Source organism: Pelagicoccus sp. SDUM812003 (assembly GCF_031127815.1).
Taxonomy (GTDB): Bacteria; Verrucomicrobiota; Verrucomicrobiia; order Opitutales; family Opitutaceae; genus Pelagicoccus.
Window position 1 is genome coordinate 214,589 of sequence record NZ_JARXHY010000006.1, and the last position, 17,397, is coordinate 231,985.

The 17,397-nt window shown below is 55.7% G+C and carries 11 protein-coding genes; all 11 read right to left on the bottom strand.

Going from position 1 to position 17,397, the window contains the following annotated elements; genetic code table 11:
- Positions 1-90 precede the first annotated feature (90 nt).
- The 11 genes from QEH54_RS10680 to QEH54_RS10730 all read right to left on the bottom strand — a co-directional run bounded on the left by QEH54_RS10680 (position 91) and on the right by QEH54_RS10730 (position 17,041).
- Complete coding sequence (locus tag QEH54_RS10680) at positions 91-1,017, bottom strand: MBL fold metallo-hydrolase (protein ID WP_309018661.1); 927 nt, start codon at positions 1,015-1,017, stop codon at positions 91-93.
- A 47-nt stretch (positions 1,018-1,064) separates the two neighbouring features.
- Positions 1,065-2,285, bottom strand: coding sequence for an alpha/beta hydrolase (locus QEH54_RS10685; protein ID WP_309018662.1), 1,221 nt, complete (start codon positions 2,283-2,285; stop codon positions 1,065-1,067).
- Positions 2,286-2,307: 22 nt separating this feature from the next.
- Positions 2,308-3,336 carry an alpha/beta hydrolase-fold protein gene (locus tag QEH54_RS10690; protein ID WP_309018663.1) on the bottom strand — a complete coding sequence of 343 codons (1,029 nt, stop codon included), beginning with the start codon at positions 3,334-3,336 and terminating at the stop codon, positions 2,308-2,310.
- Between the two features lie 14 nt (positions 3,337-3,350).
- Entirely contained in the window at positions 3,351-5,642 is a 2,292-nt protein-coding gene (locus QEH54_RS10695) for a glycoside hydrolase family 3 C-terminal domain-containing protein (protein ID WP_345785652.1), read from the bottom strand.
- A gap of 156 nt (positions 5,643-5,798) precedes the next feature.
- Positions 5,799-6,254 carry a MarR family transcriptional regulator gene (locus tag QEH54_RS10700; protein WP_309018665.1) on the bottom strand — a complete coding sequence of 152 codons (456 nt, stop codon included), beginning with the start codon at positions 6,252-6,254 and terminating at the stop codon, positions 5,799-5,801.
- Between the two features lie 110 nt (positions 6,255-6,364).
- Positions 6,365-6,889: a DUF3237 family protein gene (locus QEH54_RS10705; protein ID WP_309018666.1), complete on the bottom strand. Its 525-nt coding sequence runs from the start codon at positions 6,887-6,889 to the stop codon at positions 6,365-6,367.
- Positions 6,890-6,916: 27 nt separating this feature from the next.
- Positions 6,917-8,029, bottom strand: a complete 1,113-nt coding sequence (locus QEH54_RS10710) for an alpha/beta hydrolase-fold protein (protein WP_309018667.1) — start codon at positions 8,027-8,029, stop codon at positions 6,917-6,919.
- 156 nt (positions 8,030-8,185) lie between these two features.
- On the bottom strand, positions 8,186-9,337 hold the full coding sequence (locus tag QEH54_RS10715; RefSeq protein ID WP_309018668.1) for an alpha/beta hydrolase-fold protein: 1,152 nt from the start codon (positions 9,335-9,337) through the stop codon (positions 8,186-8,188).
- Between the two features lie 4 nt (positions 9,338-9,341).
- Positions 9,342-10,532, bottom strand: a complete 1,191-nt coding sequence (locus QEH54_RS10720) for an alpha/beta hydrolase-fold protein (protein WP_309018669.1) — start codon at positions 10,530-10,532, stop codon at positions 9,342-9,344.
- Positions 10,533-10,548: 16 nt separating this feature from the next.
- Positions 10,549-11,343 (bottom strand): alpha/beta fold hydrolase, encoded by a 795-nt coding sequence (locus QEH54_RS10725; protein ID WP_309018670.1) that lies wholly within the window; start codon positions 11,341-11,343, stop codon positions 10,549-10,551.
- Between the two features lie 49 nt (positions 11,344-11,392).
- Entirely contained in the window at positions 11,393-17,041 is a 5,649-nt protein-coding gene (locus tag QEH54_RS10730; RefSeq protein ID WP_309018671.1) for a S8 family serine peptidase, read from the bottom strand.
- Between the last annotated feature and the right edge of the window lie 356 nt (positions 17,042-17,397).

Consider the following 17,397-nt stretch of genomic DNA (forward strand, 5'->3'; position numbering starts at 1 on the left):
CGGATATCTGACAGCGGTCGCTGGGGAGAAACTCTAAGCCAAAACCCGAAAGCCTTGCCTTTTGTGGACGGGATTCTCGCCGTCGCGAGGCTACTCATTCTGAAAGCTCTCGGAGTCGGCCTTGTTCCAGGTGATGGTCGCTTCTCCGTAGCTAAAGTTCGTATCCAGATAAGGACTGAAGCTGACGCTTTCTTCTTTGGCGCTGCCCGCTTTTATTTCACCGATCAAGGACTTCATATCGAGAATGTACTGCATGGTGAGCAGGTCCTTTTCGCCTTTTTGCCAGTAGTGGCCGCCGTATATCTGGAGATCCTCCGCGGCGATCCCATGGGCTGGATTTTGGATGAACTCTATGAGCTGATCGACGCTCTTTCGGTAGCGAGCGAAACCCTCGGCGGAGAAGATCCAAACGCCGCCGCCCGATCCGATCGCGTCCCCGCTGAAAAGCAGGTTCTCTCCGCGCAGGAAATAGACGGTCGAATGGCTGGTATGACCCGGCAATTCCAGGGTATCCACAATGACACCACCGCCTAGATCGAGCGAAGGGTGGCTGGATATAGGGGTGGTACGCTCGACTGGGAACAAGTCCTTTCCTGCGAACTCTTCCGTTTGTATCCAGAAAGTGACGTTCTCGTCGTCTCTGAATGCAGGCAGCATTCCAGTGTGGTCTCCGTGAACGTGAGTGATCGCGATCACTAGTTCTCGCGCCCCGATTTCCTCTTTAACCAAGGTCTGTAGCGAGCCGACCGCATCGTCGTGCCAAGTGATGAAGTTGGACAAATCGATCAGGAGGGCCCGCTCGCCTCCGACCACGAGGTACATGTCGGAACAGTTGTTGAAACCGTTGATTTCGCCGTTTTCATCGTAGTGGAGGCCGGGGGGATTCGTATGATTGGCGTCTTCGACCCGTATGACTCCTGGGGCGATCGGATGAAGCGTATAGGGGCCAACTTCGCGGCTCTGGGCGAACACTCCAGAGACTACGAAGAGAACGGTGGCGATGATGATTGTTTTCATAGTCGTGAAGCGCGTCTTGGGCTCGTCGGGAGGAGCAACCAGAGAGGTTAATAAAGGATCGATTCGAAAAACGCTCTCATTTCCGCTGCGTAGTAGCGGCCGTATTGATCAAACACGGACTTGGTTTGAGCGTCTGGCTTCCAGTCGAAGAAGGCGTGGCCAGCTCCCCCGATTTGCACGTATTGGACACGCTGGCCTTTGGCGACGAGCGCATCCATAAACTGAGTACACATTTCATCTGAGATGAGCGGGTCTTCAGTACCGAGCGTCAAATACTGGGGAATCGCCCGATCGGATGCGTTGGGGATGGCGTGCAGCGGTTGGATGGCTCGGTCCCACTCGGCGGTAGCTTCGGGATTTTCCGCGTCAGCCTTCAGCCATTCGCCCGCGAAGACTCCGTAGCTGGGGGCGGCCGCGCGGATGGCGGCAAGCATTTCTTCGCGGACTTGATCAGCGGTTTTTCCCTTCGGCAGGTAGGTGGGCTCGAACTCGAAGACGCCGTCTTGCTCGCCGAATCCGCCATCGCCGATGCGTTCGATCATAAGAGAAATGGAGGCCGAGAGGTGGCCGCCAGCGCTGTCACCAGTGACGCCGATGCGGGTGGGATCGCCGCCGTAGTCGGCCGCGTGCTCCATGATGTGAGCGATGGCTCCATAGCAGTCCTCGATAATGCTGTACATCGTCGTTAGAGTGGCGTCTCCATCCGCTTTGCCCGCCCAGCGGTAGTCGATGCTGGCTACCACAAACTTGCTGTCGCGCGTCAGCTCGCGAGCGAGTCCGCGCATGACATCCTCATTGTTGGTGGTCCAACCGCCACCGTGAATAATGACGATGACGGGAAGGTTCTTGGCCTTTTTCGGAGAAAAGACGTCGTAGTTTAGCGGCTTCTTCCCGGGCTGGGCGTAGGTGATGTTGTGAGTGACGTCGATGTGGTCGACTTCGCTCTTTTTGATGAAAGACGCGCCGATGTTTTTCTCCTGATCCACGACGACTTCGAAGGTTGGCGTCATGGATTCATAATACATGGCGCCCCAGCGTCCGGGGACCGAGTAGTAGCCTGCGTCGAGCGTGTAGCCTTTGTCAGGTTTCGTGGATACTGTGATAACGGTGCCGGCCGGTACCATTCCATCCGCCGGCAATTCCGGGTCGATGGAGAAGCTGCCATTGGTCGCTTCGTCCAGCCCGACCTTGAAGGAGTCTTGGGCGAGGGCAGTGGAAGCTGCTGCGATCGCGAGAGAAGCGAAAAGGGAAGTAGTTGCGCGTTTCATGGGGCTATATCAGTTTCTGTTGTTAAAAGTCTAAGTAGTAGTCGAAGAATGGCAGCATCTGCTGAGGAATGCGGCCTTCGGGGGTATAGATATTGTTGACATGGGTGCCGATGTATTCCTCGGCGAAGTGGGGGACGCCCGCGTTTTCCAAGCGCTGGCTGAACATGGAGCACTGGATGGTGAAGCGTTCGCCGGCGTTGCGTCCCCAATCGAGCTTGATGGCCCGGAGCTCAAGAAGGTTCTCCCTGTAGTGATCGATCAAGTACATGGGCATGTTGTCGTACCACTTCTGCAGCGCCTCTTCATTCACTTCCAGCTGGCCGCTACTATAGTCGAATGGCAGGTCCGTGTAGAAAGGAGGCTTGTCCGCATTGGGCGACCACGAACGACCGAAGGCGACTACCACTTTCCCAAAGTATGTTTTAGCAAGGTCTTCTTCTGTTTCCATCGTGGCGAACTCCTTGAAGGTTTCGCTGTTGGGTCCGTATTCGCGGACGATGGCCAAAGCTCCCGGACTCAGAGCATAGACCGACCCGAATACATCCGGGTATTTCATGGCTAGCAATAGAGCTCCGTAGCCGCCCATACTGTGACCAGTGATACCGCGACTATTGCGATCGGGGATAGTCCGGTAGTGGTCATCCACATACGCGACCAGATCTTGAACCGTGAAATCCTCCCAATTGCCGAAAACTCCGGAATTGCTGTAGAAGCTCCCGTCGTAGGTGGTTTTCTGGTCGGAGATGACCATGATGAAGGGGCGAATTCGATTGGTGGCGATGGCTAAATCGAGCAAGCCAGCCATGGGTTCCAGCATGGTGTTGTCGCCCGTGAAGTCGTGCAGAAAGTGGATCACGGGGTAACGTTGTTCGGATTCGTGGTAACCCGGCGGCAAGTAAACTGAAACTGCGCGTTCGGGATTTTCGCCCATGTCGTTTTCAAGGTGAGCGGAGTGTAGTTTGGAAGTCACTACCGTTCCACTTGGGTAATTCGTTTGGGCGGAGGCGAGGGCGCTGACAAGGAGCGCGGCGAGTAGAAGCAAGCGTTTCATGTGTCTTCTTCGGGTTAGTCGGAGAACGAATCGCTTTCCGCGCTGTTGATTGCCTGAATGATGCCTTGCATCGCTTCTTCCGTGAAGGCGCCTTGCGATAGCATGACGAGCTTTTGCAGCGGAATTTCGCGCAGGAAGACGAGCATGGTCTCGCGAGCTTTCTTGGCAGCTGCGTAGTCGTCGGGCGAAAGGTTCAAGTCTTCCAATTTAGGTTGGTCGCCTTGCATCTGGGCGATGAAGTTGTCGTAGATCGGCTTGCCGGTCGGGTGACGTTCTACTTCGGCGAAGGTCGACATAGGGGTGAGCGGCGGCAGCGGCAGCTTTCCTCCGTCTACGCTCACCGTGCTCTCTAGCGGGAGATCGCGTGACGAGCGGCCAACCGAAATGGTGTATTCGCCAGAGCGTACGATCCATTCTTCTCGTTCAGCGTCGTACTGTTCGAAGGCGTCTCGGTAGAGCTGCAGGGAAACGGTTTGGGATTCGCCGGGTTTAAGGAAGACTTTCTTGAAGGCCTTTAGCTCGCGTACGGGACGCGGGGCCTCTGGATCGTTTTCTCCAACATAAACTTGAACGACTTCCGCTCCTTCGCGGGAGCCAGTGTTCTTCACCGTGACTTTGAGTTCGAGACCTGCGTCGGCTTCGATGTCTTTCCCGCTGAGCTCAAGCTCGGACAGCTCGAAAGTCGTGTAGCTCAAGCCATGGCCAAAGGGGAACAGCGGTTCGAGGCGCTTGGCATCGTAGTGTCGGTAGCCTATGAATACGCCTTCGCCGTAGAGTACGGTACGATCGCGTCCAGGAAAATTTGGATACGTCGGAGTTTCTTCGATGCGTTGAGGAAAGGTTTCGGCGAGTTTTCCGGACGGATTGACAGCGCCTGTCAGGATGTCGGCGATAGCGCCTCCGCCAGCTTGACCGCCTAGGTAGGCTTCTACGATGGCGTCGACCTGATCAATCCACGGCATGGCTACCGGCGAACCATTCATCAGCAACACCGTAGTGCGCTTGGATACGGCAGCGACGCTTTCCACGAGCTGATTGTGCCCTTCCGGAAGCTCGAGGCTGGCGCGGTCGAATCCCTCGGATTCGTAGCTGTCCGGAAGACCGATGAAGACGATCGCATGGTCCGCGACGCGAGCGACTTGCTCAGCTTCGTGGAGCTGCTCCGGCGTTGTCGCGCCTTCCCAATCGTAGCCTTGAGCGAAGGTGAGCGAGAGGTCGCTACCGAGCATATCAGTGAGCTCCGCGAAGGCGTTGTCGAGTTGGGTCGGATTGACCTGCGAACTGCCCGCTCCTTGGTAGCGAGGGCGCTTGGCGAATTCACCGATGATGGCGATGCTGCGGTCACGCTTTTCGCTGAGGGGCAGGGTTGCGTTTTCGTTTTTAAGCAAAACAGCTCCTTCGGCTGCGACGCGTCGGGCGAGGGCATGATGGGCAGCCTCGTCGAACGTCGCGTCTTTTGGGATACCAGCGTGAGCTTGCAGCGTGATGGCGACCATGTCGGTGACTATTTGGTCGAGGATTGACTCTTCTAGCTCGCCAGCTTGCACGGCTGCGACGATTTTCCGGTCGTTGTAGCCGCCGGAGCTCGGCATCTCTAGATTCAGCCCCGCCTCGACGCCTTTGACTCGGTCGTCGACGGCGCCCCAGTCAGAGAGCACGATTCCCTCGTATCCCCAGTCGTCGCGTAGGATGTCGGTGAGCAAGGTCTTGTTTTGCGAGGCGAATTCGCCGTTCACCTTGTTGTAGGCGCACATGATGGTCCAAGGCGAAGCGAGGCGTACCGGAATTTCAAATGAGCGAAGGTAGATCTCGTGTAGCGCTGTTGGCCCTACGATGGAGTCGCCTGCCATGCGCTCCCATTCCTGGTTGTTGGCAGCGAAATGCTTCAGGGAGGCGCCGACTCCCTTGCTTTGCACGCCTTTGATCCACGCTGCAGCCAAGGAGCCGGAGAGAAGCGGGTCTTCGGAATAGTATTCGAAATTTCGTCCGCCGAGGGGGGAGCGTTTCAGGTTGGCCCCTGGACCGAGTAGGATCTGCACGCCATGGGTTTGCGATTCTTGACCGAGGGCTTCTCCCACTTCTCGGATCAGGTCGAGATTCCAAGTTGCGGCCAGAGCCGGGGCAGTCGGGAAACAGGTGGCGGGAAGGCTGGCGTTGAGCCCGTTCAAGCCGGAGTTCGGGTCAGCCATTCGCACGCCGTGAGGACCATCGGTCAGCGTGATGGATGGTAAGCCGAGCCGATCGATTGGTTTAGTAGTCCACATGGTGCCGCCCGAGCAGAGGCTAGCCTTTTCCTCCAAAGTCATTTGCGAGACGAGTTCCCTCGCTCGTTTCTGATAGTTGGAAGCCGCTAGAGTGGCGGAGGTTGGAGTAATGAGCAGAGCGCTGGTTGCGAGCGAGCTTATGAGGAAGCGGGGTGTTTTCGTATTCATAGGGGTAAGGGAGTTGTAGTTGGGGAGTGACTACTGAACGGAGTAGGGCTTCAGCTTCCCTTTGCGGCGAAGGACGTCCGCAAAGCACTGCAAGCCCTTTTCGATGGTTTCGCGTTCCTCGGTCGATATGGACTCGAGCAGTTTTTCGAAGGCGTTTTGGGCGTTGCTGGTGAGGAGTTCGCGGGCAGGCTTGGCGACTTCTGGTTTTATTTTAACCGTGGTGGTGCGCCGGTCGTCGGGATTGGTCGATATCTCGACCCAACCGCGTTTCTGCAGGGTCTGCACCACGGTAGAGGCCCGACTTTGGGCAAGTTGACAGTGGTCGACGATGTCTCGCACGCGAACGGGTTCGTTTTGGTCGATCAGGAAGTCGGTCACCCGCAGCTCGCCAGGGCTGATGCGTGGATCCAAGTCTGGAGGGACGATCCACTCCAACGCTGCAGAACGCAGCGAGTTTGAAACGAGAAGCATGTCCGCGAAATTCATCTGTGGAGATGTATCTCAAGAGATGTTTAAGAAAGTCAAGAATCTTGGGGGGAGGGATTGAAGACGGGAGGCTGTGGTTTTGCCAGGTTGAGAGGGTTTCGCCGATACGATCACAGAACGCGGAAAACGCGGATGATGACCGTTCCGGGGCGAGGCCCGCCTGCGATGGAGCTAACGAATTGATATTTGTTGAGCCACTCGTGCGGACCCTCGGGGGCTTCGAAGCGAAGGGCGGTTTTCATGTATCCGCCTTGCTCGGAAATAAGACCAGTGTTTCGCACGATGACCACCGTGCCGTCGTCCATGCGGATGGCGTAGAGGGCGTCTACTTCGGTGGCCCCATTTGGATGGGAGAGTTGCCAGTCGGCTCCGCCGGGAATGACGTCGCCCTTGAGCTTTGGACCTTCGAAGGTGCCGCCGGTGATGGGAATGAAACGTCGCTGGCCCAGCGGTGTTTTCCCGACTTCGACCGGAGCTTCGATTTCCACGATCGCTTCATAGACGAACTCGGTCTCGATGGGGGCAGGGCTCGATGACTCGGCGATAAGGAGGCCGGACCAGGTTTGCAGGACCGACACTGCTATGAGGAGTAGGAACGCGGGCGTTCGAAGGTGGCGGGCTGGGAATGCGCTCACGGGTGATTCAGAATGAAGGATGAGCTTCTACTGGAAGAAGCGTTGGGCGGTTTCGTAGAGGTAATGGCGAGCGTTCATCCAAGTATGCCCGCCTTCGGTGATGAGCGTTTCTCGCTCGATCCCCTTCGCTTCCAGGTAGTCCATGAAGTCGACCGCAGGTTTGTATAGAAAATCGGATTCGCCAACGCCGAGCCAGAGAGTCTCCAGGCGTTGGCTGGTTTTTTGGGGATCGCTGAGGAGCGGGCCGAAGTAGGTTTCGAAGACTTCCGGGGTGAGGTAGGCGCTGTAGGAGCCGATGTGAGCAAAGTCATCGATGTATTTGAAACCGGTGAAAAGCGATTGCCCCCCGCCGCGCGAGAAGCCGGCGATGGCTCGGCTGGATCGTTCGTTTATGGTGCGGTAGTTGCTCTCTACATACGGGACGATCTCCTGCATGAGCACTTCGGCGAAGCGGTCGTACATCAGGGCCGCTTCGGGCGTATGAGGGCGAGGCGTGCCCACGCGCATGTTGCCGTAGGGCATCACGATGATCATGGGCTTTGCCTTCCCCACGGCGATCAGGTTGTCGAGAATGAAGTTCGCTTTCCCCACCTTGAAAAAGGTTTCCTCCGTATCAGTGGTGCCGCTGACGAGGTAGAAGACTGGGTAGCTCTCATCGCTTCGCTCGTATCCAGGTGGCGTGTACACGATGAAGGAACGGTTTTCCTGCACGATTTCCGAATCGTAGAAGTGGTAGCTTACCTTGCCGTGCGGGACGTCCTTCTGAGCGTAGATGGAACCCTCGTCGCTCGGCACGTCCAGCAAGCTCGCTTTGAAGCCCTCGTTGGGGAAGAGGTGCTGGTTATTGGGATCATTCATGGCGATCCCGTCGACCTCGAAGTGGTACGGGTAGAGGTCGGGTTTTATCGGTCCGAGAGTGACGGTCCAAATGCCATCCTCGCGCTGCTGCATTTGCCGGTTCACGTTTTGGAACTGGCCGCTGAGTTCTACCGACTCCGCATTGGGAGCCCGCAGTCGAAAGGTGACCCGTTTATCAGGGTGGACCTCAGGTGAAATGATCGGGTTGAGCCGGAAGGACTGCCCTGAGCAAAGGGAGCAGATAGCGAAGATAGAGAAAATGGGAAACAGCTTAAGCGTCATCGTTCTGACTTTCGGAGTTTGGTGGGTGGAAAAACGTGAATTCAAATGTTCAGGGTGCTTCTTTTGCTTCGTATTCGATTAGGATGTTTGGTTGGAAAAGGCCATTGGTCTCAGTCGGTTGAAAGCCGCGGTCCTTGGGCGCTAAGTGTTTTTCAGCTAAGGTTTGAAAAGGCGTTGGGCCATGTCGTGCAGCGACTTTCGCCACACTTGCCATTCGTGGCCGCCAGGGAAGGAGTTGAACTCGACCTCGAGTCCGTGTGAGCGAAAGTCGGATACGACCTGTTTGGTGAACTGGATACGTTCGTCCTGCTCGCCGCAGGAGAGATAAAAGAGGTCGAGCTTCTCGTTGAAGCGTTCAACATCAGCCATAAGACCGGGAACGAACTCCTCCGCGTCGAAAGGGTCTTTGCTGCGAATGCCACCGAAAAGGCCGGTGCTAAAGGCGCCAATGGAGCCGAAGGTGTCCGTGTTGGCCAGACCGACTATGAAGGATTGGCCTCCGCCCATGGAGAGTCCGGCAAGGGCTCGGTGGCTGGCGTCGGGCTGGGTGCGGTAGTTTTGATCGATGAAAGGAACGATGTTTTCCAGCATCTCATTTGCGAAGGGAACCATGCCTTCGCGGCTGTAGCCGAAGGGGATGCCCTCTGGACGAGGGAGCGTGCCGTTAGCGATGACGACCAGCATGGGAACGGCTTTCCCTTCGGCTATGAGGTTATCGAGGATGAGGTCGGTCTTACCCTGGTTGGCCCAGCCGGTTTCGTCTTCCCCACCCCCGTGTTGTAGGTAGAGAACGGGGTAGCGTGTGTCGGGAGATTTGTCGTAGCCTGGTGGCGTGTAGACGAAGAGTCGTCGCCAAGAATCGGTGACAGAGGAGTAGTAGCGCTCAGAGCGAAGGTTGCCGTGGGGGACATTCTTGACTTCGTAGAAATCGACTCCTGGCTCCGGCACATCGATACCGCTACCGTGGCGGCTGGCGCCGAAGAAAGCTTGGCTTCCTGGGTCGAAGACCATGGTCCCGTCGATGCTAAATGCATAGTAGTGGAAGCCGGGCTCGATCGGTGGCGTAGTGACGCTCCAAATACCATCGCTATCCCTTTTTAGGTCATATTGCCCTTGGGGGAGATTGACTTGAACCTGTTCGGCTTCCGGGGCCTTGACCTGAAAGTACCCGCGTCCTTCGGCGTCGAGTCTCGGGTAATCTGCGCCGGGGACGTTTGAGGGAGCGGGCATGGTTTCGGGTGGAAGCTCCGCGTAGACTAGAGCAGCGAAGAAAAGGACGGCAGACGAGGTCAGGAGACGAGTATTCATGGGGCTACTTGAAAAGGCGCTTGGCGAGTTCTCGCAGGTTGCGACGTTCGGTGAGCCACTCGTGGCCGGTTCCTTCGGACTTGAAGTAGACGTGGTCGATGCCGACGCGAGTAAGGTTGGCGTGGAAGGCGTTGAAGCCATCCATCATGCGCTCGGGCTCGTGGGTGCCGTGACCGAAAAACATGAGGTCCATTTTCTCGTTGAAGGCGTCGGGATCAGCGAAGACACCGCCGTAGTAGGTTTCTGGATCGATGTCAGCCGTGCCGAAGTGGCCGGTTCCGCTAAGGCCGCCGATGGACGCGAAGGTATCCAAGTTTTGGAGCCCGATCATGTAGGCCTGAAATCCGCCCATTGAAAATCCGGCGATGGCTCGGTGATGGCGGTCTGGGATGGTGCGGTATTTAGCGTCGATGAGAGGGATGACATCCTCCAGAATAACCGCTTCGAACGAGGCGAATCGCTTCAGCATTTGGCGATTGAGTTCCTCCATCGAAACGTCCGGTCCCATGCGGAATGGAATGGGTTCTTCGCCGGGGCGAAGGGCGTATCCACGTTCCATGACAAACAGCATCGGCTCGGCTTCGCCTGCGGCGATGAGATTGTCCATGATATTCGCAACGCGACCTTGGATCGGCCAGGCGCGCTCGTCCTCGCCGCCGCCGTGCTGCAGGAAGAGAACCGGGTAGCGGGTGTCGGGAGATTGATCGTAGCCTGGAGGAGTGTAGAGGAAGAAGCGACGTGGCCCTTCGGTGACGGAGGAGTGGTACCAGCGTTCCCGGATTTCGCCGTGCGGTACGTTTTGCGTTTGGTAGTAGGCTCCAGCGTCTCCGGATTCGGGGACTTCTATTCCGCTCGTTTGCTTGCCGGTACCGTAGAAGGTTTCGCTCGCGGGGTCGTTTACCCGTACGTCGTCGATGACCAGCCAGTAGTAGTGGAAGCCAGGGACTTGCGGGTCGGTGGTCGCTGTCCATATGCCCTTGTCGTCCTTGCTCGCCGGATACGTCTTATCCGTGTGGAAGGCGATGGTCTGGGCATTGGGGGCCTCGATTTGAAATAGGATTCGATTGTCGGAGAGAATCCGCGGGTAGTCCGCCCCCGGGGCGTTGGTGCTGGCAGGGGTGCCGGGCAACGCTTCGGCGAACGACAGGTGGGCGGCTGCGAGAGCCAGCAGGATTGGGAAATAGCGCTTCTTCATGGTAGGTGGTGGGCTGTTACTCCGCCTTCGTATTCACGTCGTGGACACTTTCCGCCATGAGGGAAGCCACGCCGCGCGGGTCTTCTTGCTGGGCCACGTGGCCGCCGGGGAAGGTGCGGATGGTCCAGCCGCGTTCCTTGGCGCGTTGCCAGGCCTTGCTCTTGGAGCGTTCTTCTACGCTTTGATCTTCTGGAATGAAGGCCACGAAGGTGACGTTCAAGGCTTTGGCGGCGGGGTTGTCGTAGGAAACGGCTTGGCTGAAGGTTTTGATCGATTGGGGCGCGCTGTGTGGCGGCTTGGTGTCTTCGTTGACCCAAGGGGTGAGCATCATGCCGTCGGCGAAACGAGATTCGTCGACTGGTCCTCTGCTGCCAAACATGTCCCAAAGCGACTCGCCGTGATCAGGCACTGCGGCGTCGAGGTAGATGACGTGTTTGATGCGATCAGGGATTCTGTTGATCACGCCAGTGATGACCATGCCGCCGTAGCTGTGTCCGGAGAGCACCACATCGTGCAAGTCTTCGAAAAGGATGAGGTTTACCACGTCGTTGATATGGGTCTCGAGGTCGATGTCGGGGGTAGATAGGTGAAGGCGCTCGCCGAGTCCGGTGAGAGTGGCCCGGTAGACCTCGTGACCGTCTTCTTGCAAGAAGTTGCCGGTCTGTTTCCACTCCCAGCCACCGGCGGTGGCTCCGTGCACGATGACGAAGGTTTCTTTTTCGAAGTCCTCACTAGCGTTTGCAGAAACGAATGGAGCTGCGAGAGCGAGAATCAGGAAGGGGCGTAGGATTAGGGGTATCAGTTTTTTCATGACGGTTGTTTTTTTTGGTCAGTCGAGTGATTGATAAAGGTGAGCAGTCTCACTTCTCTGTGGTAGAATAGAGCGGAGCTACAGGAGAGTTGGCTGTTTGGGTGCCGTAGATAGACCATCGCCAGAATTGTGGAGCTTCGTTCGTTGTATTGAGCTCGAAACGTGCGCGAATGGAGTTGTATGGGGAGTTTGAAGACGGAGTGCTTTCGATGGTAGCAGCAACAGGATACCATTCCTGCATGTCGTCGCTCACTTCTATGGCGATATGATAGTCCGGATGGGTGATTGCTTCGTATTCGATTTCACCCACAAGCGTTTCATCTAGCCAACTCGTCTGTATGGTTGGTGGAGAGCTCGCTCGATAGGGGTCAAGATTTAGAGCGAATTCGAACAAGTTGATCAAGCCGTCGCCGTCTGTGTCTGCTTGAGGGTCGGAGATGGGAGATAGTTCAGTCGAAACAGTCCGCGAAGCTTCCAGGTTCACGACCCAATCGCGATAGCTTGTCATCGGCAAAGGCTGAACGCTTATTTGATCGACCCATGTCTTCACTAGAGCACTCTGATACTGATCGATACGCAATGGGATTTCTACCTTGTATTCAATATATGGATTTTCGAGATCGGTATAAAACCGACCGCTTTGCCATGAGTTGTAGGGATCGTCCCCTGAGAATTGATAATAACTAAACGCGTGTCCCATGGCTACTCCGTCGAAATAGAAGCGGATGCCACTTGATTCTCCATCTCCAATATCACCTGATACGAGAGAGTGCGTGTCGTCGTAGGACATCGCTCGATCGACGTGCCAAAAAGCGTCGCCCCAAGTGGCGATTTTTATGCCCGGTTGATTCACGGCGAATCCCATAGGCTCCGCTAGACTCAGCTCTGCGGCTTCGCTCTGGAGGCTTGCTCCATCGAGAGTCGCTCTGACCGTGTAGGATCCAAGGTCTTCGAAGGAAACGCTATCCAGTTCTATTTGCGAGGCGTTTGCTCCTGCGATAGGGGTGCCGTTGCGGTACCATTGAATTTCCACGCCTTCCTGAGGATAGACATCGACGCTGAACCACGCTGGCCCCCCGATGAAGCTCGCGAAGTTCTTTGGTTGCTTGGCGATGAGCAGTTTTTCGTACGGTTTTATGTTGTCTGCCCAGAGGGATGCTTCGGTTCCTTGCGGGTTTTCAATCTCGAAGGCGTAATTCCAGGGGCTACGGCTGTCCACCAGCATCACGACTTCTGTCCAATCGGCTCCCACTGCGAGCTTTCGGCGAGAGCCCAGTAGGTCGGTCGAGTATATCTCGAGGTGAGGGCTATTTGATTTTAGAAAGACGCTGTAGGGTTTGGGATCTGGGGAGTAAGGAGGCGAAATTTGCAGGGTGGCCTTTTCTGTCGCTGGAGTGATCGGCACGCGAATCGAGTAGTCGCCGGCCTGTTTCTGTTCGTTATCGTATGAGATCGAAACTCCCTCAAACGAGTAGTCGGAGTCTGCGAGATCGAGAAGCTCTAGGCCTGTGAGGCGCGGCCGGTAGTGGATGTCTTCCGAGCGGGTGATGTTTCCGTAGCTGTCTTCAATTTCGCAATACACCGTGCCCTCGACGAGCGAAGGGTCGAATTCGGGGCGCGATATGAAATAGTTGGACAGTTCTTCGGAGAACAAAAGCTGATCCTCTCGATACCAGCGTACGGTGGAGTTTGGCGTGGAGAGGAATCGGAGCTCCTGTTCTGATGAGTTGCCTTGCGTGAGATAGTCTAGGTCGGGCGAGCGGGCTATAAAGGGAGCGTCAGTGTTTACGAAATCTGAAATTTCGAGATCCTCGTCGTACTGATCGTCTGGATTTTCGAATACAATTTTGAAATCGCCAGCGGCCGGGATGTGTACAGCAAGGGGAAAGTCGGATTGAGGGGATGAGGGCTTCAATACCTCGAGTTCGTTTCCATCCAAAAAGGCCTTTATGACCAGATTTTGAACGAAGTATCCTTTCAAGCCGAGGGTGGAGGCTTGCGAGGTGGTAAAGCTCAGGGTCGCGGCCTGCTGTGGAGGTAGCGTTAGCTTGAGAGCCCGAAAATCGCCTGAGGCGCCAGGTTCTCTGTCTTGCTTAATTCCCCAAGAACTCTCGGCATCAATCTCTAGGTCAGGAGGTGCCAATGCATAGAGTTTTGAAGGATGGACGAGAGCTATTTTCTCAGTAGCTATGGTTCCAAACTCGGAAGAAACTTCGGCGTGGTAGCGGTCGTTCTCGTTGATTTTAGATGAATCCAGAACCAGGCTCGCGGCGGTTTCACCAGGTAGGTTGGCTCCGTTTTTAAACCACTGATAGCTGAACGTTCCAGAGCCCTTGGCTTCTGCGTATAGAGTTGTGGTCGGCTGCGATACGAGTGTCAGCGGTTTGGATACGTGTGAAAAGGCGGGTTTGTCGGTCAAAGCGATCGTATCGAGCCAAGCTTGCTGATCAGCATGCGTAGCCTGGTGAACCCAATTGAGGGTGTGAGAACCAGCGGGTACATGTACGATGAGTTGCTCCCATTCGCCGCTGGCCTCAGCGTAGGCGATTATCTCGGAATCCAGCTTCACCCATAGATCGCTGGTGGAGCCGATTGATTGTTTCCAACGAAAGGATAGATTGACGGGTCCGGTTAGGGTTGTCTTGAGCCCGCTTCCGCCCATCCAACTCGAGTAGCTTGGAGCTGGCCATTGAAGGAAGTGCGCGTCTATCAGTCTAACTGCATCTTCTCCGTCGAAGGCCTCATCGGGGTCCGTGGTAAGGAGAGCCGATTGGCTGATGAATTCGAGCTCACTGTTGTCGAGAGCCTCGTTGTAGACTCCTGTCACGAAGACTTGTATACGATGGCTTTGTGAAACGCCGACACTGTTTCTCGCTTCCAGATAGTAGACCCCAGCGTCTTCTAGGGAGACCGAGTCCAAGCCCAGTTCCAATTCGTTTGCTCCCTCGATTGGAAGGCCATCCTTAAACCATTGGTAATCGAAGTCGCCAACGCCAGGGCTGCCGACGCCGATTTGGAGTTCTTCGCCGACGCTAAAAACAGTGGTTTCCAAGCGATCGATGGATCCATCGAATTTTGGTGGGAATGGTTTGGAGGGATGAACAGTGAGCCACAGCTCTGGGCTCAGAATTCCGTTGGGATTGAGGCTATTGGAGATGCGGAGCCGGTACTCGCCTCCATGGGCCATGCGGGCCGGGGCGAGAGTGAGGGTGCGTTGCGTCGCTCCGGGGATGGCGTTGTCGTACTTGTACCACTGATACAGCATCGGCTCAGCCCCCGTGATGGGAAAGGAAAGGGTAGTGGAATCGCCCTCGTTGGCGTCTACTCGGATATCATTGGGGTTATCGAATTCGGGATAGTCGGCGGTATCGATGAACTGGACACGAGCGGTTTCGCTTTGCTCTGATCCGTAGGGACTTGATGCGATCACGTAGTAGTCGCCTGCTTTGCTTGAATCCAAGTATCCAAGATTAAGTTGCGGCTCCGTGGCGTCGGGAACGGGCTCTCCGTTCTGGTACCACTGATAGCTGATGTCGTTTCCGATCGCCTCGACCGCAAGCGTGTGCCAATGGTCGTCTGTTCCTCTCGTTCCGGTGGGTTGCTTTAGAATCAGTGGAGGCGTCTGTTGGAACGGATACGCGTTTACATCATCGATTTTGCCCAGAATCGGTCGAGGCCATGCGTACCGACTTTCAGGTTTGATCGCCCAGTCGATCTTATACTCTTTCGCTTCTGGGAAATCGACCTCCATGTAGTGCCATTCGTCGTATAGGCGGGGAGAGCGGGATGTCGTCTCAGCGTTTAACCAGAAGTTGTAGAAGCTCTGATCGACGAACCACTTAAAGCGCAAGGTGGCGGGACCTTGAAAACTCAGAAACAATTGCGAGTAGGCATTGGTACGGTTTGAAGGAAATCCGATAGCGGTGCCCCCTTTGCTTTCGGGGTCCTCGATGACCTGCCATGGAGTCTCGTTTGTGGTGAGGATATCGATATTTGCCGAAGCGTCGGCGGCAGCTTCCAGCTCTGCATCGACCTCGAGTATATCTAGAAAGAAGGCGATTTCCGAAGCTCCTTCTTCGTTGGTGGCTATGAGGGTGTATTCGCCTTCATCTTGGATGGTCAGGTCGTTTAGCGAGAGTATGGGAGTGGTTTGCCCGGCAATTTCAACTCGATCCAAGAGCCATTGATAGCTGACCTCTGTATCACTATCTGCCTCTACTTCGAAGCTAGTAGACTCTCCAGCGAAGCGGACTGAGGTCGCGTCGGTAGACGAATAGAGAATCGGTCCGCGCGGAAGCTCTCTGGTCGCGAGGCAGGCGTAGAGGTCGGGTATTCCGCTGAACTTCGCGGCGAGCGCGAGGTTTCTATTGCGATGGGCAGTCAGACAGATCCGGTCGATGAGCTCGCTGGGGCTAGCCGTAGGATATTCTGCTGCAGCGAGGGCGATCATGCCGGATACGTATGGTGCGGCCATGGAGGTGCCGCTATTGCTTGTGTAGGCATTGCTTGCTGTGTGCCAGGTGGACACGATTCCGAAGCCAGGGGCTGCAATATCGACCACAGCTCGTCCCCAGTTCGATTGGAACGTTTGACCTCCCGTTTTGCTGGAAGCGGCTACCGTGATGATGTTGTCTAGGTCGAAGCAGGCTGGGTAGACGCGGTTTCCGACTTCGCTGATATCGACCCCGTCGTTTCCGGCTGCTGCCACTAGGACGATCCCTTTGCTGCGAAGGCGTTGAATGGCTTGCTCGAGAGCGCTCGAGCGCTTGTCGGATCCCCAGCTTGCGTTGACAACGGAAGCCCCGCTCAAGCCTGCGTAGTCCAGAGCGCGTATCATATCAGCGGTCGTACCTCGACCGTCTGAATTGAGCGCTTTGATGGCCATCAAGCGTGTGCTCCATGCGACGCCTGCGATGCCGATCCCGTTGTCGCCTACCGCGCCTGCGATGCCGGATACGTGAGTGCCATGGCCATTGTCGTCGCTGGGATCTCCGCTGTTGGTGATCGCGTTGATGCCATGTATGTCGTCGATGTATCCATTGTTGTCGTCATCTCTCCCGTTGTTTGGGATTTCGGATACGTTAGTCCAAAGGTTGGCGGCAAGGTCCTCGTGGTCGAGGCGAAGACCCGTATCGATGATAGCGATGACCGCGTTGTCAGTGTTCGTTCTGAGCGACCATCCTTCGGATGCGTTTATACCAAATTCCGACTTTGGGCCAAGTCCCCATTGGTCGTCTGCTTGGTATCGTTGATCGTTTGGCGGGTTTGTAAGGGCGTAGACGATAGGGTTCGCTTCTGCCGTAATCAAATCTCGAAACTCGGCCAAAGCTGAAATTGCTTTGTCGGTAGTGCCGATTCCCGTCTCATCAGTCTGTAGCACTGCTAGAGACGATTCTGGCGAGTAGGAATGCACCTCCCATGAAATTGCTTCCGCAATGTTCTGTAGGTCTTTTTCAGATACATCCTTTTCGAATGAGATCAGAACCTGATTTGCTACATGCGAGGAAATCAGTTTCTCGACTTTGGAGCTCGGGGTCGCTGTGGAGACCAGTTCCTCCAGTTCGATGGGTAAGCCTAACGTATCATCGAAAACGATACGTGTGCGAATGATCAATGCTGCGTCTTTAGTCTCCGCGGCGGAAAAGCGTTCTTCTAGTATCCGAGACTTGCTCCAGTCCATCGCGGGATTTGCCTGCAAGGGAGCTCGTTGTTCAAATGAAGTCTCTGGGTCTGATGGAGCAGCACTCGGCGGAACGGCTTCGGAGACGTAGCCTCCATCGATCGATTCATTCGGGGAAATGCGTGTAGGCTGGCCTGAGTAGCCATCAAGCGTAGGTTCGGACGCAAACCGGACAAGTGTTGCTAGAAGCAACAAGAATATAACTGTGGAAGCGATGAGCCTCCATGGGGCAACAGCTTTTTTCATGAGGTATAATGATTCGCGCTATCGATCTTTGGAGTGGTGAGCGCTTTGGTTGCGGGAATTTTCCGGCATCGCGAGTCTCCGAGCAAATTGATAGGAATCTATATTTGGCTATATTTTATCTATACCTT